The following is a 21,685-nucleotide window of genomic DNA, read 5'->3' as shown; positions in this document are numbered from 1 at the left end:
TCTGACTGACCTCTTCGCGAGCAAGCCCGCTCCCACAGGTGCCTGCATTTCATCTGAAGAAACGCGCTCAGCTGTGGGAGCGGGCTTGCTCGCGAAGGCGTCGGTGAACGTTACGCTAACCGTAATGATTCACCGCTGCGCTTGATTGATGCTCCCCATCCCACACGCCTAACTTAGCTCCACGACAGCGAACCCGTGGAGTGAGCATGACAACAACAATAAACCCCGACTCGCGCTGGACGCGGCGGCGCGATGAAAAGCGGCGTCGTCTCGACAAGGTGCGCGGGATGGCCGATGGTGCGGTGTTGCCCACCGACAAAATCGTCGCCGCGCTCCAAGCGCTGATTCATCCCGGCGACCGCGTGGTGCTGGAGGGCAATAACCAGAAGCAGGCGGATTTCCTCTCTCGATCCTTGGCCAAGGCTGATCCGCAAAAGCTCCACGACCTGCACATGATCATGCCCAGCGTCGGCCGCTCCGAGCACCTCGACCTGTTCGAACGCGGCATCGCCCGCAAGCTCGATTTCTCCTTCGCCGGCACCCAGAGCCTGCGCATCAGCCAGCTACTTGAAGACGGCCTGCTGGAAATCGGCGCCATTCACACCTACATCGAACTCTATGCACGGCTGGTGGTGGACCTGATCCCCAATGTCGTGCTCTCGGCCGGGTTCATGGCCGACCGCGCCGGCAACATCTACACCGGCCCCAGCACCGAAGACACTCCAGCGTTGATCGAACCCGCCGCGTTCAGCGACGGCATCGTCATCGTCCAGGTCAACCAATTGGTCGACGACGTCAGCGAACTCCCGCGTGTGGACATCCCCGCCTCATGGGTCGATTTCGTCGTGGTGGCCGACAAGCCGTTCTACATCGAACCACTGTTCACCCGCGACCCACGGCACATCAAGCCTGTGCATGTGTTGATGGCGATGATGGCTATCCGTGGGATCTACGAAAAACACAACGTGCAGTCGCTCAACCACGGCATCGGTTTCAACACCGCCGCCATCGAATTGATCCTGCCGACCTACGGCGAATCCCTCGGCCTCAAAGGCAAGATCTGCCGTAACTGGACGCTTAACCCGCACCCGACGCTGATCCCGGCGATCGAAAGCGGCTGGGTCGAAAGCGTGCATTGCTTCGGCACCGAACTGGGCATGGAAAACTACATCGCCGCGCGACCAGACGTGTTTTTCACCGGCCGCGACGGCTCGCTGCGTTCCAACCGGATGTTCTGCCAACTGGCCGGGCAGTACGCGGTGGATCTGTTTATCGGCGCGACATTGCAGGTCGATGGCGATGGTCATTCTTCGACAGTGACCCGTGGTCGCCTCGCCGGTTTCGGCGGTGCGCCGAACATGGGCCACGACCCGCGTGGTCGCCGTCACGGCACCCCAGCGTGGCTGGACATGCGTCACGACGATTCGCAGCAACCGATGCTCGAACGCGGCAAAAAACTTGTGGTGCAAATGGTCGAGACCTTCCAGGAGGGCGGCAAACCGACCTTCGTCGAAACCCTCGACGCGGTGGAAGTGGCGAAGAAAAGCGGCATGCCGCTGGCGCCGATCATGATCTACGGCGACGACGTCACCCACTTGCTGACGGAGGAAGGCATCGCCTACCTGTACAAGGCGCGTTCGCTGGAAGAACGCCAAGCAATGATCGCCGCCGTCGCCGGCGTCACCGCCATCGGTCTGCGCCACAACCCGAAAGACACCGAACGCATGCGCCGCGAAGGCCTGATCGCCTTGCCCGAAGACCTCGGCATCCGCCGCACTGACGCCACCCGCGAATTGCTCGCGGCGAAAAGTGTGGCCGATCTGGTCGAGTGGTCCGGCGGCCTCTACAACCCGCCCGCCAAGTTCAGGAGCTGGTAATGCACGCACTCAACCTGCAAGCGAAACCGCTTTCTCTGGCCGAGCACCTGGCGGATCTGGCGGTGGATGCGCTGATCGACGAAGCCGATCTGTCGCCGAAACCGGCGCTGGTCGATCGTCGTGGCAATGGCGCACACACCGATCTTCACTTGGGCCTGATGCACGCGTCGGCACTGTCGTTGTGGCCGGCGTTCAAGGAGATGGCTGAGGTCGCCATTGAAATCGGCGAGATCAATCCGACGTTGCGTGAAAGCATTGGCCGCATCGGCCGTGAAGGCGAGCAAGCCATGCTCGCCACCACCGACGGCGTGAACACCCATCGCGGCGCGATCTGGGCCTTGGGCCTGTTGGTCACGGCCGCCGCGCTGGAAGCGAAATCCACGGGCGCCGGCGCCGTTACTTTGCGTGCGGCGCGCCTGGCATTGCTCGAAGATCGTTACGCACCGCGCCCTCTGAGCCACGGTGCCCAAGTCGCCCTGCGCTATGGCGCCCGCGGTGCCCGCGAGGAAGCGCAACTCGGCTTCCCGTCCGTGCTGCAACGTGGCCTGCCGCAACTGAAAAAAAGCCGCGCCAATGGCCACGGCGAACAGAACGCCCGACTCGACGCCTTGCTCGCGATCATGACGGACCTGGCCGACACCTGCGTGCTCTATCGCGCCGGAGAACAAGGCCTGCAAACCATGCAACAGGGTGCGCAAGCGGTGCTCGACGCCGGAGGCAGCGCTAGCCTCAACGGTCGCCGTTGCCTGCACGAACTGGATCAACAACTCATCGCATTGAATGCCTCGCCCGGTGGCGCCGCCGACTTGCTCGCCGCCACGCTGTTGCTCGACCGTATCGAGCACGACGGCATCTTTCAGGGAGCGTTTTGATGGAAACCCTATCGTTTGAATTCCCCGCCGGGCAGCCGCCACGCGGGCGTGCGCTGGTCGGTTGTGTCGGCTCGGGTGATCTGGAAGTGCTGATCGAACCGGGGTTGGCCGGCAAGCTGACGATCAATGTGCAGACGTCGGTCAACGGCGCACAGCTGCGCTGGCAGCACCTGTTTGCGCGCATGTTCGACGGCACCACGCCGCCAGCCATGGCCATCGATATCCACGATTTCGGCGCAACACCGGGTGTGGTGCGCTTGCGTCTGGAACAAGGTTTCGAGGAGATCGGCCATGACTGACAGCGCAGCGCTTCTCAACAAACACAGCTTCGTCGAACTCGGCGCGCGGCAACGGGCGAAAGCCTTGCTCGACGCCGGCACCTTTCGCGAATTGCTCGACCCGTTTCAACGCGTCATGTCGCCGTGGCTCGAACGCCAAGGTGTCGTGCCGCAGGCCGACGACGGCGTGGTGATCGCCAAGGGCAACCTCGACGGTTTGCCGGTGGTGATTGCCGCCATCGAAGGCGCTTTCCAGGGCGGCAGCCTTGGCGAAGTCGGCGGGGCAAAGATCGCTGGCGCGCTGGAAATGGCCGCCGAAGACAACCGCAAAGGCCTCCCGACTCGCGCCATCCTGCTGCTGGAAACCGGCGGCGTGCGCTTGCAGGAAGCCAATCTCGGCTTGGCGGCGATTGCCGACATCCATGCGGCGATTGTCGATTTGCAGCAATACCAACCGGTGGTGGGTGTGGTGGCGGGCAGCGTTGGTTGCTTTGGCGGCATGTCGATTGCCGCTGCGTTGTGCAGCTATTTGCTGGTGACTCAGGAAGCGCGCCTTGGTTTGAACGGCCCGCAAGTGATCGAACAGGAAGCCGGGATCGAAGAATACGATTCCCGCGACCGGCCGTTTATCTGGAGCCTGACCGGGGGCGAGCAACGCTTTGCCAGTGGTCTGGTGGATCGCTACGTCGGCGATGATGTGGCGCAGATTCGTCAGCAGGTCGGCGAGTTGTTGCAGCAAGGCTTGCCGACGCAACCGCGCAGCCAAAGGGCCGAGTGGTTCCTGCAACGTCTGGCCAGCCTGGACACTGACACGCAAATCGAGCCTTCGGTGGTTCGCGATCTGTATCAAGGAGAGCGCTCATGAGTGGTTATTCATTGCGCGGTTTGAACTGGTTCAACGCCTTGTGCGCCGGGGCGAAAACCGTTGAAGGTTTGCCGGCGTCACTGCGGGTGGCGGACACGGCGCTCGGTCGCTTGCTGGCCGTGGTCGCTGACCCGGACAACCGCTTCCCTCGCGCTCGCGATGGCGAAGTCGGCTTGCTGGAAGGCTGGGGTCTGGCCAAGGCTGTCGATGACGCGATCACCGCCGACCGTGAGCAAACGCACAAGCGTGCGTTGATCGCCATCGTCGATGTACCAAGCCAGGCCTATGGCCGTCGCGAGGAAGCCCTCGGCATTCATCAAGCGTTGGCCGGTGCAGCAGACAGCTATGCCCGCGCACGTTTGGCCGGGCACCCGGTGATTGCACTGCTGGTGGGCAAAGCCATGTCCGGTGCGTTTCTCGCCCATGGTTATCAGGCCAACCGTTTGATCGCCCTGCGTGATCCCGGGGTGATGGTGCATGCAATGGGCAAAGCCTCGGCGGCGCGAGTGACCTTGCGCAGCGTCGAAGAACTCGAAGCATTGGCCGCCAGTGTGCCGCCGATGGCCTATGACATCGACAGCTACGCCAGCCTCGGATTGCTCTGGGAAACCCTGTCGGTGCAACAGATCGAACAGCCGACAGCGCAGGATCTGGCGCGGGTCACTGAGTGCCTGACCCAAGCCATCAGCGATATCTCCAACACGGGTCTGAGCTCTCGCCTCGGCGCGAAGAACCGCGCAGCGTCCAGCCGCGTGCGGGAACTGTTGAGGGCGCAGTGGTGAACACGCCTCTGGCCCACGATCTGCTCTGGGGCATGACCCCGGCGCAATTGCCGGCGGATGCGCCGGATTGGGCTATCGAGTCGCTCAGCGCCGGGCAACCGGTGGTGGTGCGCCGGGCCTTGAGCGTAGAGGGTTTTGTCGCCGTGGGTGTGCGCGGTGTATCGCGTGAACAGCGCTTGGCGGCGTTCATGGCGGTCGATTCAATGGCCTGTCGGGTCAGCCCCGAGGCGCTGAGTCATGTCGACAGTGAGCGTGATCTGCCCGTCATGCGCGCCCTCAAGCAATTGCGCCCGATGCTCGACGATTGCGGTTGGGTCTGGGGTGTCAGCGGCAGTGCCGGGTTTGAACTGGCCAGCGGCTTTGCCGCGATGCACGAGGGCAGCGATCTCGATTTGATCCTGCGTACGCCGCAACTGATTACCCGTAATCAGGCACGCAAACTGGTGGCGCTTTTCGATCAATCCTCATGCCGGGTCGATATGCAATTGCAGACGCCGTTCGGCGCTGTGGCCCTGCGTGAGTGGGCGGGCGCTTCGGCTCATGTGCTGCTGAAAAACGCGCATCAGGCCTGCCTGGTTTCTGATCCATGGAATCTGCAGGAGCAGGCAGCGTGAGCAGTCTGCTGGTGTTCCCCGGCCAGGGCGCGCAACAACCGGGCATGCTCCAGCGTTTGCCTGGGGAGACGCTGGCCGAGGCCAGCGATGTACTCGGTGAGGATGTGTTGTTGCTCGATTCTGCCGACGCGTTGCGCAGCACAAGGGCGGTTCAACTGTGCCTGCTGGTCGCCGGGGTCGCGGCGTCGCGGCAGTTGTTGCGCGAAGGCCTCACGGCCGATTACGTCGCCGGTCTGTCCATCGGTGCTTACCCGGCAGCCGTGGTGGCCGGGGCTTTGAGCTTCAGCGATGCCCTGCATCTGGTCAGCCTGCGCGGTGAGTTGATGCAGCAAGCTTATCCACAGGGCTTTGGCATGACCGCGATCATCGGTCTGCAATTATCCACAGTCGAAACGTTGCTGGCGCAGGTTCACGGCGAGGAGTCGCCGGTTTATCTGGCCAACATCAATGCCGATAACCAGGTGGTCATTGCCGGCAGTGATGAGGCGATGCACGCGGTCGCTGAATTGGCGCGCAGCCGTGGCGCAGGACTGGCGAAACGGTTGGCGGTGAGCGTGCCGTCGCACTGTCCGTTGCTGGATACGCCTGCGCAAACCCTCGCCGAAGCTTTCGCCAAGGTAGAGATGCACACCCCGAAGATCGCCTACCTGAGCGGCAGTCGTGCTCGGCCGGTGATCAAGATCCAAGCCTTGCGTGACGACCTCGCGTTCAACATGTGCCGCGTGGTGGATTGGCGTGGCACCGTGCAAAGCGCTTATGAGCGCGGCGTGCGTTTACAGATCGAACTGCCGCCCGCTGCGGTGTTGACCGGGCTGGCGCGCCGGGTGTTTGAGCAGGGCACCGTCACGGCGTTTGACAGTGCTCGCCTGGACACCTTGCAGGCGCTGTTGCGTGAGGAGGGAAGCCGCCAACTCTAAGACCGCCGACTCAAGCTTCGAACAACAAAAACAACATTCGACGATGCAATTTGAGGACTACAACAATGATTATTTACGGTGTGGCGTTTCTGGCCTTTTGTACCCTGGCGGGTATCTGGATCGGTGAAATGCTTGGCAAGTTGATCGGCGTGCCGGCCAACGTCGGCGGCGTCGGTATTGCGATGCTGCTGTTGATCGGTCTGGGCAGTTATCTCAACAAATCCGGTTGGTTCAAGGGCAAGACCGAGCAGGGCGTGGAGTTCTGGAGCGCGATCTACATTCCGATCGTGGTTGCGATGGCGGCGCAGCAAAATGTTTATGGCGCGCTGAAGGGCGGGCCGATGGCGATTCTGGCGGGGACGCTGGCCGTGGTGATTGCCTTTGCGATGGTGCCCGTGCTGGTACGCCTTGGTAACAAGGAACCGGCCGCCGTCATTCCACCTAAGACTGTGGGGTAAGCGCCATGTACGAATCATTGATGAAAGTCATCACCGGTTACGGTCTGATCAGCGGGTTCTTGATTGTTGGCCTGACCATGTGGGTGTCCTACTGGATGTCCAACACCTTCACCAAGGGCCGCTTGCACGGTTCGGCCATCGCCATTTTGCTCGGGCTCTTGCTGTCGTATATCGGCGGTGCGGTGACCGGGGGCCAGAAAGGCGTGGTGGATATTCCGATGCTCTCGGGCATCGGCTTGCTCGGCGGGGCGATGCTGCGTGATTTCGCAATCGTCGCCACAGCGTTCGGCGTGAGTGTCGATGAACTCAAACGTGCCGGATTTGTTGGGGTGCTGGCGCTGTTTGTCGGCGTTGGCACGTCCTTCATCGCAGGCGTCGGTGTGGCGATGGCGTTCGGTTACACCGATGCCGTGAGCCTGACCACCATTGGCGCAGGGGCGGTGACTTACATCGTCGGTCCGGTGACTGGTGCCGCCATTGGCGCTACTTCCGAAGTCATGGCGCTGTCGATTGCGGCGGGGCTGATCAAGGCGATTCTGGTGATGGTGATGACGCCGTTCGTGGCGCCGATGATCGGCCTGAACAATCCGCGCAGTGCGGTGATCTTCGGCGGGTTGATGGGCACGTCCAGCGGTGTGGCCGGCGGCTTGGCGGCGACGGATCCGAAGCTGGTGCCTTATGGCTGCCTCACCGCCGCGTTCTATACCGCGCTGGGGTGTTTGCTTGGGCCTTCGGTGTTGTTCCTGGCGATGCGTGGGTTGATGGGTTAAGTCACCTGCTGTCGGGCCTGACGCCTTCGCGAGCAAGCCCGCTCCCACATGTGGAATGCGTTTTCCTGTGGGAGCGGGCTTGCTCGCGAAGGACGCGACTCGGTTTCAGACCTGCCGATTGGCATACATTCGACACTCCGCCAACAACGCCAGCAGATTCGGATCGCGCTCCTTGGCCTTCAAAAACACCACGCCAATGTGCTGCTGCAACCGGTACTTCTCCTGCAACGGAATCAGCTTCACCCGGTTCTCATACACCGCCGCAATCCTTCCTGGCAGCAACGCATAACCCACCCCGGAACTGACCATGCTTAGCAGGGTGAAGATGTCGTTCACCTGCATCGCCACCTTCGGCTCGAAGCCTGCCTGTTTGAACACCCGATTGCCGTCCTGATGCGTGGCAAAACCCTGGGTCAAGGTGATGAAGGTTTCATCACGCACCTCGGCCAGATCCACTTCGCTGCGCTGGGCGAACCTTGAATCGGCTGGCGTGGCGAGGAAAATGTCATCGCAGAACAGCGCAATCTGCTCGCAGTCCGGGTCGTTGATGCTGTCGTCCAGTGACACCAGAATCGCGTCGACTTCCATGTTTTTCAGCTTGTAGAGCAGGTCAATGTTCGAACCCAGAATCAAATCGATGTTGAGTTCGCTGCGGCGGATCTTCAGGCCCATGATCAGTTGCGGCACGGTCTTGACCGTCAGCGAATACAGCGAGCCGAGCTTGAAGCGTTCAGCGGAGAACCCGGCCGCCTCGCGGGTCAGGCGCACGCTTTCGACCACGTCCTGGATCAGCTTCTGCGCGCGCTCTTCCAGCACATAGGCGCTTTCCAGCGGCGTCAGGTTGCGTCCTTCGTGTTTGAACAGCGGGCAGCGCAGGGCGCTTTCCAGTGAATGAATGGCGCGATGCACGCTGACGTTACTGGTCTGCAACTCGGCAGCGGCGCGGGCCAGATTGCCGGTGCGCATGAAAGCGAGGAACACCTCGAGTTTTTTCAGGGTCAACTCTTCGTCGATCAGCATGGCGCGGACTCTTTTTGGTATCGGCCGATTGTGCCCAATTACCACGACCTGCGCAGGCTCGTGTTTAACAGAAACATTGCGCTTTTACGCTCAAGGCCCGAGCCTTGCGCGCTGCGGCAATGAATTTGAGGTGAGCGATACATGTATCACGGGGAACGATTGAACGCCTGGACCCATCTGGTCGGGGCGGTGGCGGCTTTTATCGGCGGGGTCTGGATGCTGGTGATCGCCAGCCTCGACGGCAGTCCTTGGAAGATTGTCAGTGTGGCGATTTACGCCTTTACCTTGCTGGTGCTTTACAGCGCTTCGACCGTGTACCACAGCGTGCGCGGGCGCAAGAAAGCGATCATGAAGAAGGTCGATCACTTTTCGATCTACCTGCTGATCGCGGGCAGCTACACGCCGTTCTGTCTGGTGACGCTGCGTGGGCCGTGGGGCTGGACGCTGTTCGGGATTGTCTGGGGGCTGGCCCTGATCGGCATTCTGCAGGAGATCAAGCCGCGCTCCGAAGCGCGGATTCTGTCGATCGTGATTTACGCGGTCATGGGCTGGATTGTGCTGGTGGCGGTCAAGCCGTTGCTGGCGGCGCTGGGTACTACCGGCTTCGCCTGGCTGGCAACCGGTGGGGTTTTGTACACCGTGGGGATTATCTTCTTTGCCCTGGATCACCGGTTACGGCATGCCCACGGGATCTGGCATCTGTTCGTGATCGCCGGGAGTTTGCTGCACTTCGTGGCGATTCTGTTTTACGTCCTGTGAAGGCGGTTCCTGTGGGAGGGGCTTGCTCCCGAAGGCGCCAGGTCAGCCAACATCATTGTTAAATGACGTACCGCATTCGGGAGCAAGCCCCCTCCCACAGTGGATTTCCAGTGAACACAAATTCTTTGTACACCCAAGATCTACTGTGGGAGCGGGCTTGCTCGCGAAGAGGCCCTAGAAATCACCCCACAACTGTTGGGCCACCGCCAACGCCACAACCGGTGCCGTCTCGGTGCGCAGCACTCGCGGGCCGAGGCGTGCAGCGTGAAAACCATTGCCCTTGGCCAACTCGACCTCGGCATCGGACAAGCCACCCTCAGGGCCAATCAGGAACGCCAGCGTCGAAGGTTTTGCATGGCTCACCAGCGGCTCGGCCACCGGATGCAAAACCAGTTTCAGGTCTGCCTGCGTCTGCTTCAGCCAATCGGCCAGCAACACTGGCGGATGAATCACCGGCACCCGCGAACGACCACACTGTTCACACGCACTGATTGCGACCTGACGCCAGTGCAGCAGGCGTTTGTCAGCGCGTTCGTCCTTGAGCCGCACTTCACAGCGCTCGCTGAAGATCGGGGTGATTTCACTGACACCCAGTTCGGTGGCCTTCTGAATCGCCCAGTCCATCCGCTCGCCCCGGGACAGGCCCTGGCCGAGGTGAATCTGTAACGGCGATTCAATCTGGCCGGGCAACTGCTCGTCTATCTGCACGACGACGCGTTTCTTGCCGACTTCCAGCAGCGATCCGCGAAACTCATGGCCGGAGCCGTCGAACATCTGCACCGCATCGCCCTCGGCCATGCGCAGCACGCGGCTGATGTAATGCGCCTGGGCTTCCGGCAGTTCGTGTTCGCCAGTGCTCAGCGGGGCGTCGATAAAGAAGCGGGACAGTCTCATGTTGGATCTCTGGAAAAATGTGAATCAGGTGGATCGGTGTCGACTTCATTCGCGAGCAAGCCCGCTCCCACAGGGAAATGCATTCCAAAATGTGGGAGCTGGCTTGCTCGCGAAAGCGGCAGTCCAAACACCGCAAATCTAAAGTAAACCGAATCAGCCCGGATCACGGAAGCCCGGATGGAAATCCTTCGGCACCGCCACGCTGACGCTGTCACGCGTCGCGATGTCGATGCCTTCGCTGGCGACCTCGGCGAGGAAGTCGATCTGCTCCGGAGTAATCACATACGGCGGCAGGAAATACACCACGCTGCCCAGCGGACGCAGCAATGCGCCACGCTCCAGCGCATGCTGGAACACCTTCAAGCCGCGCCGTTCCTGCCAAGGGTAGGCCTCTTTGGTGGCTCTATCCTTGACCATCTCGATGGCCAGCACCATGCCGGTCTGGCGCACTTCGGACACGTTCGGGTGATCGACCAGATGCGCTGTGGCCGAAGCCATGCGCTGAGCGAGGGCCTTGTTGTTCTCGATCACGTTGTCCTGCTCGAAGATATCCAGCGTCGCCAGCGCCGCCGCACAGGCCAGCGGGTTGCCGGTGTAGCTGTGCGAATGCAGGAAGGCGCGCAGGGTTGGATAGTCGTCGTAGAAGGCGCTGTAGACGTCGTCGGTGGTCACGCACGCCGCCAGCGGCAGGTAGCCGCCGGTCAGGGCTTTGGACAGGCAGAGGAAATCCGGACGGATGCCGGCCTGCTCACAGGCGAACATCGTCCCGGTGCGGCCGAAGCCGACGGCGATTTCGTCAAGGATCAGGTGTACGCCGTAGCGGTCGCAGGCTTCGCGCAGCAGCTTGAGGTATATCGGGTGATACATGCGCATGCCGCCAGCGCCCTGAATCAACGGTTCAACGATCACTGCCGCGACACTGTCATGGTTCTCGGCCAGCGTCTGTTCCATCGCCGCGAACATGTTGCGCGAGTGTTCTTCCCAGCTCATGCCTTGCGGGCGCAGGTAGCAGTCCGGGCTTGGCACCTTGATGGTGTCCAACAACAGGGCTTTGTAGGTTTCAGTGAACAGCGGCACGTCGCCGACCGACATCGCGGCCATGGTTTCGCCGTGGTAGCTGTTGGTCAGGGTGACGAAGCGCTTCTTGGCAGGCGTGCCGCGATTGAGCCAGTAATGAAAGCTCATTTTCAACGCGACTTCGATGCAGGACGAACCGTTATCGGCGTAGAACACCCGGCTCAGGCCTTCGGGCGTCATCTTCACCAGACGCTCGGACAACTCGATCACCGGTTGATGGCTGAAACCGGCCAGAATCACATGTTCAAGCTGATCGACCTGATCCTTGATGCGTTGGTTGATGCGCGGGTTGGCGTGGCCGAACACGTTGACCCACCAGGAGCTGACGGCATCGAGGTAGCGCTTGCCTTCGAAGTCTTCGAGCCAGACGCCTTCACCGCGTTTGATCGGGATCAGCGGCAGCTGTTCGTGGTCTTTCATCTGGGTGCAGGGATGCCACAACACCGCGAGATCGCGTTGCATCCACTGGTTATTCAGGCCCATTTACAGTCTCCTCGAGGCGGCTCGCGTCAGGCGCGGGCAAACAATCGCGCAAGCCTATGCAATGCATCGCGCGGGAACAACCCATTGTGTCGATTGAGCTACTTTGTATGAGCCGATAGACGTCGCTGGCGGCGCTTTGATGGCTAACGTATTCTTCGCGGTTCTTTGGGTCGTCTGACCCGCAAAACTGCTTTTTCCTACGTGTATTTCCGGAGTTCGCTGAATGTCTGTCGGTTGGCTGCGCGCCTGTGCGCTGGTGATGTTGGGGCTGTTCAGCGTTACAGCGCTGGCCAAGGATAAAACTGCAATCGTGATCGGCGGCGGCCTGTCGGGTCTGACGGCCGCCTACGAGCTGCAAAACAAGGGCTGGCAGGTGACGTTGCTGGAAGCCAAGCCAAGCCTGGGCGGTCGTTCGGGCATGGCCACCAGCGAGTGGATCGGCAACGACAAGACTCAGCCGGTGCTGAACAAGTACGTCTCGACGTTCAAGTTGAGCACCACGCCGGCGCCGGAATTCGTGCGCACGCCGGGTTATCTGATCGACGGTGAGTATTTCTCCGCCGCTGATCTGGCGACCAAGCAACCGGCCACTGCCGATGCGATGAAACGCTATCAGAAAACCCTCGACGATCTGGCGCGCTCGATCGACGATCCGCAGAACCCGGCGGCGACCAACACGCTGCACGCACTGGATCAAATCAACGTGTCGAGCTGGCTCGACAAGCAGAACCTGCCAGCCACCGCGCGCCAGTTGATCAATCAGGACATCCGCACCCACTACGACGAACCCTCGCGTCTGTCGCTGCTGTACTTCGCCCAGCAGAACCGCGTGTATCGCGGTGTCTCCGACCGTGACTTGCGCGCTGCGCGTCTGGTCGGCGGCAGCCAGGTGCTGGCCCAGGCCTTCGTCAAACAGATCAAGGTCATCAAGACCAACTCGCCGGTGTCGGCCATCAGCCAGGACAAGGACGGTGTGACCGTCAAAGTCGGCGCTGTGGGTTATCAGGCTGATTACGTGGTGCTGGCCGTGCCGCTGCGCGCCTTGAACAAGATTCAGATGACGCCGGCACTCGACGCTCAGCATCTGGCGGCGATCAAGGGCACCAACTACGGCTGGCGCGACCAGATCATGCTCAAGTTCAAGACGCCCGTGTGGGAAAGCAAGGCGCGCATGTCCGGCGAGATCTATAGCAACACAGGTCTGGGCATGTTGTGGATCGAGCCAGCGTTGAAGGGCGGTGCCAACGTGGTGATCAACCTGTCCGGCGACAATGCTCGTGTGATGCAAGCGTTCGGCGACAAGCAGGTGGTCGATCAGGTGCTGATTCGTCTGCACGCGTTTTATCCACAGGCCCGCGGCTCGTTCACCGGTTATGAGATCCGCCGCTACAGCATCGACCCGTCGATGGGCGGCGCCTACCTGGCCTTCGGTCCAGGCCAGATCAGCAAGTTCTGGCGCCTGTGGGAACGCCCGCTGCAACGCGTAGCGTTTGCTGGCGAACACACCGACACCTTGTACCCGGGCACGTTGGAAGGCGCACTGCGCACCGGTCAGCGAGCGGCCAGCCAGGTTGAAGATCTGGCGGCAGGCAAGTCGTTTGAACCAGCCAAAGTGGTTCCGGCTGCAGCAGCGGCAGGCGCAGCGGGTGCTGTGGCGGCGAAGAAGGGCAACTTCTTCAGCAACCTGTTTGGCGGCTCCGATGACGAGAAGAAGCCAGCGCCAGCCAAGGCCCCGGAACCGGCTCCAGCCCCCGTGGCTCCAGCGCCAACCCCAGCACCTGCGCCAGCTCCGGTGGAAGCGCCGAAGCCTGCTGCTGCGGTAAAAGCTGAGCCAGCGAAGAAAGCGGCGACCAAGCCGGCTGCGAAGAAGCCTGCGGCCAAAACCCAAGCCAAAAAACCTGCGGCCAAGCCAGCAGCGAAAAAGACTGAGCCGGCGAAGAAGCCAGCGGCAAAACCTGCCGCCAAGCCTGCTGCAACGAGCGAAACCAAGGCGCAGTAAGGCCTTTCGGTAAAAAAAGCGCGGCTCTGATGCCGCGTTTTTTTTTGCCTGTAAGGGCCTCATCGCGGGCAAGCCGGCTCCCACATGGGGCGGTGCTGTTCACAAATATTGCGGTCACTGCAAAAACTGTGGGAACGGGCCTGTTCAGGCCGTACACGTTCGAGATCGATGGCCAACAATCGACAACACTTTCGCCTTTAATCTTTTCTTAACACGCTACTTTCAGACTCTTGATCGTATTTCTCGATATTTCAAAGCGAAATTTTCCGCTTTAATTCGATAGATAACTCGCTAGTCTTGGTTCGCAGTTCTCACAGGATTTGGGCAATGCAGCTACGTAACTCTTCTTCGCGCTATGGTTGGGTCAGCATCTTCATGCACTGGGGCGTGGCGCTGGTGGTCTTTGGACTGTTCGCGCTGGGCTTGTGGATGGTGGGGCTGGATTACTACAGCACTTGGCGCAAAGACGCGCCGGACCTGCATAAAAGCATCGGTCTGGTGCTGCTGGGTGTGATGGTGTTGCGGGTGTTGTGGCGCTTTATCAGCCCACCGCCGCCGACGCTGCAAAGCTACAGCCGCATGACCCGTATCGGCGCCAGGTTCGGCCACGGGTTTCTGTACCTCGGTCTGTTCGCTGTGATGATTGCCGGTTACCTGATTTCCACCGCAGACGGTGTCGGGATCCCGGTGTTTGGCCTGTTTGAAGTTCCTGCACTGCTCTCCGGGCTACCGGATCAGGCAGATACCGCTGGGGTGATTCATCTCTGGCTGGCGTGGGTGGTGGTAATTTTTTCCGGCCTCCATGCGTTGGCAGCACTGAAGCACCACTTTATCGATCGTGATGCGACCCTCGCTCGAATGCTCGGTCGCAAAGCCTGAAGCTCAACCTTGACTCAAAGGAAAAGAAAGCATGTTGAAAAAGACTCTGGCCGCTCTGGCAATCGGTTCTGCCGTGCTGTCCGCCAACGTAATGGCCGCTGACTACACCGTCGACAAGGAAGGCCAACACGCCTTCGTTGACTTCAAGATCAGCCACCTGGGTTACAGCTACATCACCGGTACGTTCAAGGACATCGACGGCAAGTTCAGCTTTGATGCTGCCAAGCCTGAAGACAGCAAAATCGTATTCAACGTGCGCACCGCCAGCGTGTTCACCAACCATGCCGAACGCGACAAGCACATCTCCAGCAAAGACTTTCTGGACGTGGGCAAATTCGCTGACGCCAAGTTCGTCTCCACCAGCGTCAAGTCCACCGGCAAAAACGCTGCGGGCAAAGACACGGCTGACGTGACCGGCGACCTGACTCTGCACGGCGTGACCAAGCCAATCGTGGTCAAGGCTGTGTTCCTGGGTGAAGGCAAGGATCCGTGGGGCGGCTACCGTGCCGGCTTCGAAGGCACCACCAGCATCAAGCGTTCTGATTTCGGCAAGATGATGGATCTGGGCCCACAGTCCGACAACGTCGACCTGTACATCTCGTTTGAAGGTGTGAAAGCGAAGTAACTTTCGCCCGCCACACAAAAACGCCCCCGGTCGTAAGACCGGGGGCGTTTTTGATTGCCCGCCCCCTTCCTTGTGGGAGCGAGCCTGCTCGCGAAGGCGTCAGGTCAGTCAGTATTGATGTTGGCTGAATGACCGCTTTCGCGAGCAGGCTCGCTCCCACAGTGAATGTGCAGTGATTTAGTGATATCTGCAGGCTCATAAAAAATGCCCCGGCTCTTTCGAACCGGGGCATTTTTCATGGCAGCGTCAACTCAGCGATTGCGTGTCAGCAACGCTGGTTTTTCGCCACGCGGGCGGCTTGGCAGTTGATCGAGTTGCTCAGGCGTCGGGAAGCGGTCGGCTTTCGATTCCTTGTGCATGATCTTCGGGCCATTGCTGCGCGGGTTCTGCACAGCCGGTTCGGTGCGTGGCTGATCGTCACGGGCCGGACGGCGGTTGCGCGACGAGGACGACGAGGATTCGTCACGACGACCCTGACCATCACGCGGAGCACCGTTGCGAGGGCCGCTGCGTTTGCCCGGCGGAGTGCCGGTGCTCGAACCATTGTTGTTGCGCGGACCGTTCTGACGACCTTGTGGCTGACCGCCGCGTGGAGCGCCTGAACCTGCGCCTGCGCCCTGAGCCGGTGCGCCTGGACGGCGACCACGGCCGCCGGCAGGGGCTGGCTTGGGTACGTAATCAACGCGGTTACCGAAGTTATCGACATCGTCGTCAAGAAACTCGTCCGGTGCACGGTCAGCGGCCGCACGTGCCGGTTGGCTCGGACGTTGTTCGCGGGACGGAGTGCCTTCGCGTGGTTTCTGTTGACGGGCAGGACGCTCGCCACGTTCGCCGGCGGGCTTGTCTTTGCCCTTGTCTTTGCCTTTGTCTTTACGACCGCCGCCACCGCCGCCGCCATTCGGGCCGTCACCGCGTGGGCCGCGAGGGTTGCGCGGATTGCGCACGTCCGGACGTTCACGGACTTCAGGCTTCTCGGCTTCAATGGTGCTCGAATCGAAGCCCATCAAGTTGCCATCGGCGATTTTCTGCTTGGTCATGCGTTCGATGCTTTTCAGCAGCTTTTCTTCGTCCGGAGCAACCAGCGAGATCGCCTCGCCCGAACGGCCGGCACGGCCAGTACGGCCAATACGGTGAACATAATCTTCATCAACGTTCGGCAGTTCGAAGTTGACGACGTGTGGCAACTGGTCGATGTCCAGACCGCGAGCGGCGATGTCGGTGGCCACCAGGATGCGCACTTCGCCAGCCTTGAAGTCGGCCAGGGCTTTGGTGCGGGCGTTCTGGCTCTTGTTACCGTGGATTGCCACGGCCGGCAGGCCATGCTTGTCCAGGTATTCGGCCAAACGGTTGGCGCCGTGCTTGGTGCGGGTGAACACCAGCACCTGTTCCCAGGCGCCTGCGGTGATCAGGTGCGCCAACAACGCACGCTTGTGACTGGCCGGCAGGCGGAACACGCGTTGTTCGATGCGCTCGACCGTGGTGTTCGGCGGTGTCACTTCGATGCGTTCCGGGTTGTGCAGCAGTTTGCCGGCAAGGTCGGTGATGTCTTTGGAGAACGTCGCCGAGAACAGCAGGTTCTGACGCTTGGCCGGCAGACGCGCGAGCACTTTCTTCACGTCGTGGACAAAGCCCATGTCGAGCATGCGGTCGGCTTCGTCGAGGACGAGGATTTCAACGTGGGACAGATCGACGCTGCCTTGGCCGGCGAGGTCGAGCAAGCGACCCGGGCAAGCGACGAGCACGTCAACGCCACGGGACATGGCCTGAACCTGCGGGTTCATGCCGACGCCACCAAAGATGCAGGCGCTGACGAATTTCAGGTCACGGGCGTAGATCTTGAAGCTCTCGTGAACCTGGGCCGCGAGTTCGCGGGTCGGGGTCAGAACCAATACACGCGGTTGGCGCGGGCCGTGACGCTGGGATTTGTCCGGGTGACCGTTGGGGAACAGGCGCTCCAGGATCGGCAGGGCGAAGCCGCCGGTTTTACCAGTACCTGTCTGTGCCGCAACCATCAGGTCGCGACCTTGCAACACGGCGGGAATGGCCCGCTGTTGCACCGGAGTAGGCTCGGTATAGCCCGCATCGTTGATGGCGCGGACTAAAGCCTCGGAGAGACCGAGGGAAGCAAAGGACATGAGTAATCCTGTTTTAGTTAGGGCTTGGCCCAATGGGAGTCTTGCCTGGCGCGAATCACGTTTAAGAGGACGCAATCCCGTCCGGTCCTGCTGCGGTTCCGAAGGCACGTCTGGAGCGCTCGCGCGGGCTGGAAAGCTGCGCTGTAGCGGGTCGAGAGGCCTGTTACGGTTCCGGGCGTCCGGGCGTGAGCCTGGCGGGAACGCCGGAGTATAACAGAGCAATCACTGCGCGCTGCTTTCCTGCTGCTCAACGGTTTTGCGGCTGGCCGAGGCAGAGCCCAACGGCGGGTCCTCGACAGGCGCCGCGCCATAGCGTGCGCTGAGTACGGCATAGGCCGGTTCTCGCTTGAAACGTTTGAGTTCTGCGCCGAAGCGTTGCACCAGCAAATCCATCCCGGCATTGCGCCGAACCGCGAGAAATTGGCTCTGGCGGCTAATAACGGTAGGGTTTTCGCTGATCTGATCGCGCAGATTCAGCTCATCGAGCAAATGCTGGCCGACGCGGCGATCAGTGATCAACAAGTCGATACGACCGCGTAACAGCTTGCCGAAGTTCGCTTCGTGGGTGGGGGCCGGTTCACGGGTAAACAATGTTGATTCGCTGAAGTCGGGACTGTAGAGATAACCCGGCGAGGTGCCGATGGTCAGGCCCTTGAGTTGTTCGAGTTGGCTGAAAGGGTGCGGCCGGTCGTTGGCATAGAACATCACGAACTCGACGTCCGACAGCGGTTCGCTGGGATAGAGCAGGGTGGCGTCGCGCTCGTCGCTGTGAAAGATGTCCAGTGCGCCGTCGGCCTGGCCGGTTTCCAGCATCGACAGGCAACGCTTCCAGGGCAGGAATTGCCATTCGACTTCAATGCCCAGGCGCTTGAACACGATGGCCGTGGTTTCGAAGTCCAGCCCGAGTTTCTTGCCGTTCTCCTCGTACACGTACGGCGCCCATGGCTCGGTGACAATACGCAACTTCTCGCCTCGAGCGGCGAAGCTCAGGCAAGCAAAAACCAGCACTGCGAATAACTGCGTGATCAAAGGCATGGCCTGAGATTACGACGAGAAACACGAAAGAGCCAGAAAGTGCCTGCACAAGCTCTGTTTCGGGCCTTTAAAAGCAAAAGATCGCAGCCTTCGACAGCTCTTGAGAGCTGTCGAAGGCTGCGATCTTTTGATCTTGCTTTGCTGCTTTTAGCGTGAAGCTTGCAACTGCTTCAACGCGGCAACTTCAGGTTATTCCAGATCGCCAGGCTAGGTTCGGCCTGGTTCATGGAATAGAAGTGCAGCCCCGGTGCGCCGCCCTGTAACAGGCGTTCGCACATCTCGCTGACGACGTGTTCGCCGAAGCGCTGAATGCTCTGGCTGTCATCGCCGTAGGCTTCCAGTTGCTTGCGGATCCAGCGCGGAATTTCCGCACCGCAGGCATCGGAGAAGCGCGCCAGTTTGCTGTAGTTGGTGATCGGCATGATCCCTGGAACCACCGGAATATCCACGCCCAGCGCCTGCAAACGGTCGACGAAGTAGAAGTAGCTGTCGGCGTTGAAGAAGTACTGGGTGATCGCGCTGTCGGCACCGGCGCGGGCCTTGCGCACGAAATTGGCGAGATCGTCTTCGTAGTTGCGCGCTTGCGGATGCATCTCCGGGTAAGCAGCCACTTCGATGTGGAAATGATCACCGGTTTCTTCACGAATGAATTCAACCAGCTCATTGGCGTGACGCAGCTCACCGCTGGTCATGCCCATGCCGGACGGCAGGTCACCACGCAGGGCAACGATGCGCTTGATGCCGGCAGCCTTGTACTCGTTCAGCAGGCCGCGCAGGTCGTCCTTGCTGTCGCCGACGCACGACAGGTGCGGTGCGGCCGGTACTTTGACTTCGCTTTCCAGTTGCAGAACGGTGTTGAGGGTGCGATCACGGGTCGAACCACCAGCGCCATAGGTGCAGGAGAAGAAATCGGGATTGTACGTTGCCAACTGACGGGCAACGTTGAGCAGCTTTTCATGCCCAGCATCGGTCTTGGTCGGGAAGAACTCGAAGCTGTAGCGACGGTCTTGGGACATGGGAAATACCCTTGGAAACACGAAGCCTGTGAGGCTTGCGCCGCCCATGTGGGAGCGGTCTTGCTCGCGAAAACAGTGGGTCAGGCAACATCTATGTTGAATGATGTACCGCTTTCGCGAGCAAGCCCGCTCCCACAGGGAGAGCAGGCCGCCGCGTCAATCAGTAGCGGTAAGCGTGCGGCTTGAACGGGCCTTCGACGGTCACGCCGATGTAGTCAGCCTGTTGCTTGGTCAGTTGAGTGACCACACCACCGAAGCCGCGCACCATTTCCAGGGCCACTTCTTCGTCGAGTTTCTTCGGCAGGACTTCAACGGTCAGGCGCTCGGCTTTCTGGGCTGGCGACAGGTCGGCGTACTTCTGGCCGAACAGGAAGATCTGTGCCAGAACCTGGTTGGCGAACGAACCGTCCATGATACGGCTTGGGTGACCGGTGGCGTTGCCCAGGTTCACCAGACGGCCTTCGGCCAGCAGGATCAGGTAGTCGTCGTTCTGTGCGTCGAAAGCGCCCGAACCGGTACGGTGGATCTTGTGTACCTGTGGCTTCACTTCTTCCCATGCCCAGTTCTTGCGCATGAAAGCAGTGTCGATTTCGTTGTCGAAGTGACCGATGTTGCAGACAACAGCGCGCTTTTTCAGAGCTTTGAGCATGTTAGCGTCGCAAACGTTGACGTTACCGGTGGTGGTCACGATCAGGTCGATCTTGCCCAGCAGCGCTTTGTCGATGCTGGCTTCGGTGCCGTCGTTGATGCCGTCGATGAACGGCGAAACCAGCTCGAAACCGTCCATGCAGGCTTGCATGGCGCAGATCGGGTCAACTTCGGAGACCTTGACGATCATGCCTTCCTGACGCAGGGACTGGGCCGAGCCCTTGCCCACGTCACCGTAACCGATGACCAGCGCTTGCTTGCCGGACAGCAGGTGGTCGGTACCGCGCTTGATCGCGTCGTTCAGGCTGTGACGGCAGCCGTACTTGTTGTCGTTCTTGGACTTGGTCACCGAGTCGTTGACGTTGATGGCCGGGATTTTCAGCTCGCCCTTGGCCAGCATGTCCAGCAGACGGTGTACGCCGGTGGTGGTTTCTTCGGTCACGCCGTGAACGCGATCCAGAACCTGTGGGTACTTGTCGTGCAGCAGTTGAGTCAGGTCGCCGCCGTCGTCGAGGATCATGTTGGCGTCCCATGGCTGGCCATCCTTCAGGATGGTCTGTTCCAGGCACCACTCGTACTCTTCTTCAGTTTCGCCTTTCCAGGCGAAAACCGGGATGCCGGCAGCAGCGATAGCGGCAGCAGCCTGATCCTGAGTCGAGAAAATGTTGCACGACGACCAGCGTACTTCGGCACCCAGGGCAACCAGGGTTTCGATCAGCACGGCAGTCTGAATGGTCATGTGGATGCAGCCGAGGATCTTGGCACCTTTCAACGGCTGTTCGCCGGAGTACTTGCGACGCAGACCCATCAGGGCTGGCATTTCCGATTCGGCGATGATGGTTTCGCGACGGCCCCAGGCAGCCAGGGACATGTCGGCCACTTTGTAATCGTTAAAATCTGCAGGCGTGATAACAGCGCTCATGAAGAGCCTCCATTCGTAATGTATGCGAATGGGCGCCGTTGTGCGTTTAGTGTCCGGCCCAGGCCAGTCAACGCCCCATCCGAGCCTGACAGGTTGAACCTGCTGCAGCGCCCCTCGGACAGGTGGCGGGAAAACGGTAGCAAGTGAACGTTACCGTTTTGAAACGGGGGCGATTATAGCTGTCTAGACTGATCTTCCAAAGGCTTTCTGTCGGCCAAATGAAGATCGCCAATGGCGACCATAGTCGAAGGCTCATGGAGCATGACCGATCAGTCTGCCAAGATGGCGCCCATCTTTCGGCAAACGCTCAGGAGTGAACATGAATTTCCACACCCGCAAATGGGTAAAACCCGAAGACCTCAACCCCAACGGCACCCTGTTCGGCGGCAGCCTGTTGCGCTGGATCGACGAAGAAGCAGCGATTTACGCCATCGTCCAGTTGGGCAATCAGCGCGTGGTGACCAAGTACATCTCCGAAATCAACTTCGTCAGCGCCTCGCGTCAGGGCGACATCATCGAGTTGGGCATCACTGCCACCGAGTTCGGCCGCACCTCGATCACACTGACCTGCGAAGTGCGCAACAAGATCAGCCGCAAGAGCATTCTCACCGTCGAGAAAATGGTCTTTGTGAACCTGGGGGAAGACGGCTTGCCGGCCCCGCATGGGCGGACCGAGATCAAGTACGTCAAAGACCAGTTCAAGGACGATGAACGGGTCACTCCGTAACATCGGCAGCGAGCAAGTCACTCTCCCACAGTT

The 21,685-nt window shown here is 60.5% G+C and carries 21 protein-coding genes and 1 riboswitch; of the genes, 14 read left to right on the top strand and 7 right to left on the bottom strand.

Going from position 1 to position 21,685, the window contains the following annotated elements:
* Positions 1–206 precede the first annotated feature (206 nt).
* From mdcA to madM, 9 genes are all read left to right on the top strand, one after another.
* On the top strand, positions 207–1,877 hold the full coding sequence (gene mdcA / locus K5E40_RS20785) for a malonate decarboxylase subunit alpha (RefSeq protein ID WP_221732369.1): 1,671 nt from the start codon (positions 207–209) through the stop codon (positions 1,875–1,877).
* Positions 1,877–2,749, top strand: coding sequence for a triphosphoribosyl-dephospho-CoA synthase (locus K5E40_RS20780; protein ID WP_221732368.1), 873 nt, complete (start codon positions 1,877–1,879; stop codon positions 2,747–2,749). Before mdcA ends, K5E40_RS20780 begins: the two co-directional genes overlap by 1 nt.
* Positions 2,749–3,048 (top strand): malonate decarboxylase subunit delta, encoded by a 300-nt coding sequence (locus K5E40_RS20775; RefSeq protein ID WP_007913697.1) that lies wholly within the window; start codon positions 2,749–2,751, stop codon positions 3,046–3,048. The genes K5E40_RS20780 and K5E40_RS20775 overlap by 1 nt, the downstream gene beginning before the upstream one ends.
* Positions 3,041–3,892: a biotin-independent malonate decarboxylase subunit beta gene (locus K5E40_RS20770; protein ID WP_221732367.1), complete on the top strand. Its 852-nt coding sequence runs from the start codon at positions 3,041–3,043 to the stop codon at positions 3,890–3,892. The genes K5E40_RS20775 and K5E40_RS20770 overlap by 8 nt, the downstream gene beginning before the upstream one ends.
* Positions 3,889–4,674: a biotin-independent malonate decarboxylase subunit gamma gene (gene mdcE / locus K5E40_RS20765; RefSeq protein ID WP_221732366.1), complete on the top strand. Its 786-nt coding sequence runs from the start codon at positions 3,889–3,891 to the stop codon at positions 4,672–4,674. Before K5E40_RS20770 ends, mdcE begins: the two co-directional genes overlap by 4 nt.
* A complete protein-coding gene (locus tag K5E40_RS20760; RefSeq protein WP_221732365.1) occupies positions 4,668–5,288 on the top strand; it encodes a malonate decarboxylase holo-ACP synthase in 621 nt (206 codons plus the stop codon). Before mdcE ends, K5E40_RS20760 begins: the two co-directional genes overlap by 7 nt.
* Positions 5,285–6,205: a malonate decarboxylase subunit epsilon gene (gene mdcH / locus K5E40_RS20755; protein WP_221732364.1), complete on the top strand. Its 921-nt coding sequence runs from the start codon at positions 5,285–5,287 to the stop codon at positions 6,203–6,205. Before K5E40_RS20760 ends, mdcH begins: the two co-directional genes overlap by 4 nt.
* A 65-nt stretch (positions 6,206–6,270) precedes the next feature.
* Positions 6,271–6,663, top strand: coding sequence for a malonate transporter subunit MadL (madL, locus tag K5E40_RS20750; protein ID WP_221732363.1), 393 nt, complete (start codon positions 6,271–6,273; stop codon positions 6,661–6,663).
* Positions 6,664–6,668: 5 nt separating this feature from the next.
* Positions 6,669–7,433, top strand: coding sequence for a malonate transporter subunit MadM (gene madM, locus K5E40_RS20745; protein WP_221732362.1), 765 nt, complete (start codon positions 6,669–6,671; stop codon positions 7,431–7,433).
* 105 nt (positions 7,434–7,538) lie between these two features.
* Here madM and K5E40_RS20740 read toward each other — a convergent pair whose 3' ends face one another.
* Positions 7,539–8,453: a LysR substrate-binding domain-containing protein gene (locus K5E40_RS20740; protein ID WP_221732361.1), complete on the bottom strand. Its 915-nt coding sequence runs from the start codon at positions 8,451–8,453 to the stop codon at positions 7,539–7,541.
* A gap of 141 nt (positions 8,454–8,594) precedes the next feature.
* On the opposite strand from K5E40_RS20740, the gene trhA reads away from it, so the two are divergent.
* A complete protein-coding gene (gene trhA / locus K5E40_RS20735; RefSeq protein ID WP_123469511.1) occupies positions 8,595–9,212 on the top strand; it encodes a PAQR family membrane homeostasis protein TrhA in 618 nt (205 codons plus the stop codon).
* A gap of 174 nt (positions 9,213–9,386) precedes the next feature.
* Here the strand turns inward: trhA and K5E40_RS20730 are convergent, their stop codons facing one another.
* Positions 9,387–10,106 carry a 16S rRNA (uracil(1498)-N(3))-methyltransferase gene (locus K5E40_RS20730; RefSeq protein ID WP_221732360.1) on the bottom strand — a complete coding sequence of 240 codons (720 nt, stop codon included), beginning with the start codon at positions 10,104–10,106 and terminating at the stop codon, positions 9,387–9,389.
* Positions 10,107–10,259: 153 nt separating this feature from the next.
* Positions 10,260–11,666: an adenosylmethionine--8-amino-7-oxononanoate transaminase gene (locus tag K5E40_RS20725; RefSeq protein WP_221732359.1), complete on the bottom strand. Its 1,407-nt coding sequence runs from the start codon at positions 11,664–11,666 to the stop codon at positions 10,260–10,262.
* Between the two features lie 223 nt (positions 11,667–11,889).
* On the opposite strand from K5E40_RS20725, the gene K5E40_RS20720 reads away from it, so the two are divergent.
* The 3 genes from K5E40_RS20720 to K5E40_RS20710 all read left to right on the top strand — a co-directional run bounded on the left by K5E40_RS20720 (position 11,890) and on the right by K5E40_RS20710 (position 15,169).
* Entirely contained in the window at positions 11,890–13,665 is a 1,776-nt protein-coding gene (locus K5E40_RS20720) for a flavin monoamine oxidase family protein (protein WP_221732358.1), read from the top strand.
* A gap of 327 nt (positions 13,666–13,992) precedes the next feature.
* On the top strand, positions 13,993–14,544 hold the full coding sequence (locus K5E40_RS20715) for a cytochrome b (protein ID WP_221732357.1): 552 nt from the start codon (positions 13,993–13,995) through the stop codon (positions 14,542–14,544).
* Between the two features lie 31 nt (positions 14,545–14,575).
* Positions 14,576–15,169: a YceI family protein gene (locus K5E40_RS20710; RefSeq protein ID WP_221732356.1), complete on the top strand. Its 594-nt coding sequence runs from the start codon at positions 14,576–14,578 to the stop codon at positions 15,167–15,169.
* A gap of 251 nt (positions 15,170–15,420) precedes the next feature.
* On the opposite strand, the gene K5E40_RS20705 is transcribed toward K5E40_RS20710, so the two are convergent.
* From K5E40_RS20705 to ahcY, 4 genes are all read right to left on the bottom strand, one after another.
* Positions 15,421–17,304, bottom strand: a complete 1,884-nt coding sequence (locus tag K5E40_RS20705; RefSeq protein WP_221732355.1) for a DEAD/DEAH box helicase — start codon at positions 17,302–17,304, stop codon at positions 15,421–15,423.
* Positions 17,305–17,526: 222 nt separating this feature from the next.
* On the bottom strand, positions 17,527–18,339 hold the full coding sequence (locus tag K5E40_RS20700; RefSeq protein WP_221732354.1) for an ABC transporter substrate-binding protein: 813 nt from the start codon (positions 18,337–18,339) through the stop codon (positions 17,527–17,529).
* A gap of 170 nt (positions 18,340–18,509) precedes the next feature.
* Entirely contained in the window at positions 18,510–19,355 is an 846-nt protein-coding gene (metF, locus tag K5E40_RS20695) for a methylenetetrahydrofolate reductase [NAD(P)H] (protein WP_221732353.1), read from the bottom strand.
* Between the two features lie 160 nt (positions 19,356–19,515).
* A complete protein-coding gene (gene ahcY / locus K5E40_RS20690; protein ID WP_221732352.1) occupies positions 19,516–20,925 on the bottom strand; it encodes an adenosylhomocysteinase in 1,410 nt (469 codons plus the stop codon).
* A 23-nt stretch (positions 20,926–20,948) separates the two neighbouring features.
* Positions 20,949–21,047: riboswitch (S-adenosyl-L-homocysteine riboswitch) on the bottom strand.
* A 197-nt stretch (positions 21,048–21,244) separates the two neighbouring features.
* Here ahcY and K5E40_RS20685 point away from each other — a divergent pair.
* Positions 21,245–21,652 (top strand): hotdog domain-containing protein, encoded by a 408-nt coding sequence (locus K5E40_RS20685; protein WP_221732351.1) that lies wholly within the window; start codon positions 21,245–21,247, stop codon positions 21,650–21,652.
* Positions 21,653–21,685 lie beyond the last annotated feature (33 nt).

This window comes from Pseudomonas baetica (assembly GCF_019733355.1).
GTDB classification, from domain to species: domain Bacteria; phylum Pseudomonadota; class Gammaproteobacteria; order Pseudomonadales; family Pseudomonadaceae; genus Aquipseudomonas; species Aquipseudomonas baetica_A.
This window is presented reverse-complemented; position numbering and strand designations above follow the sequence as displayed.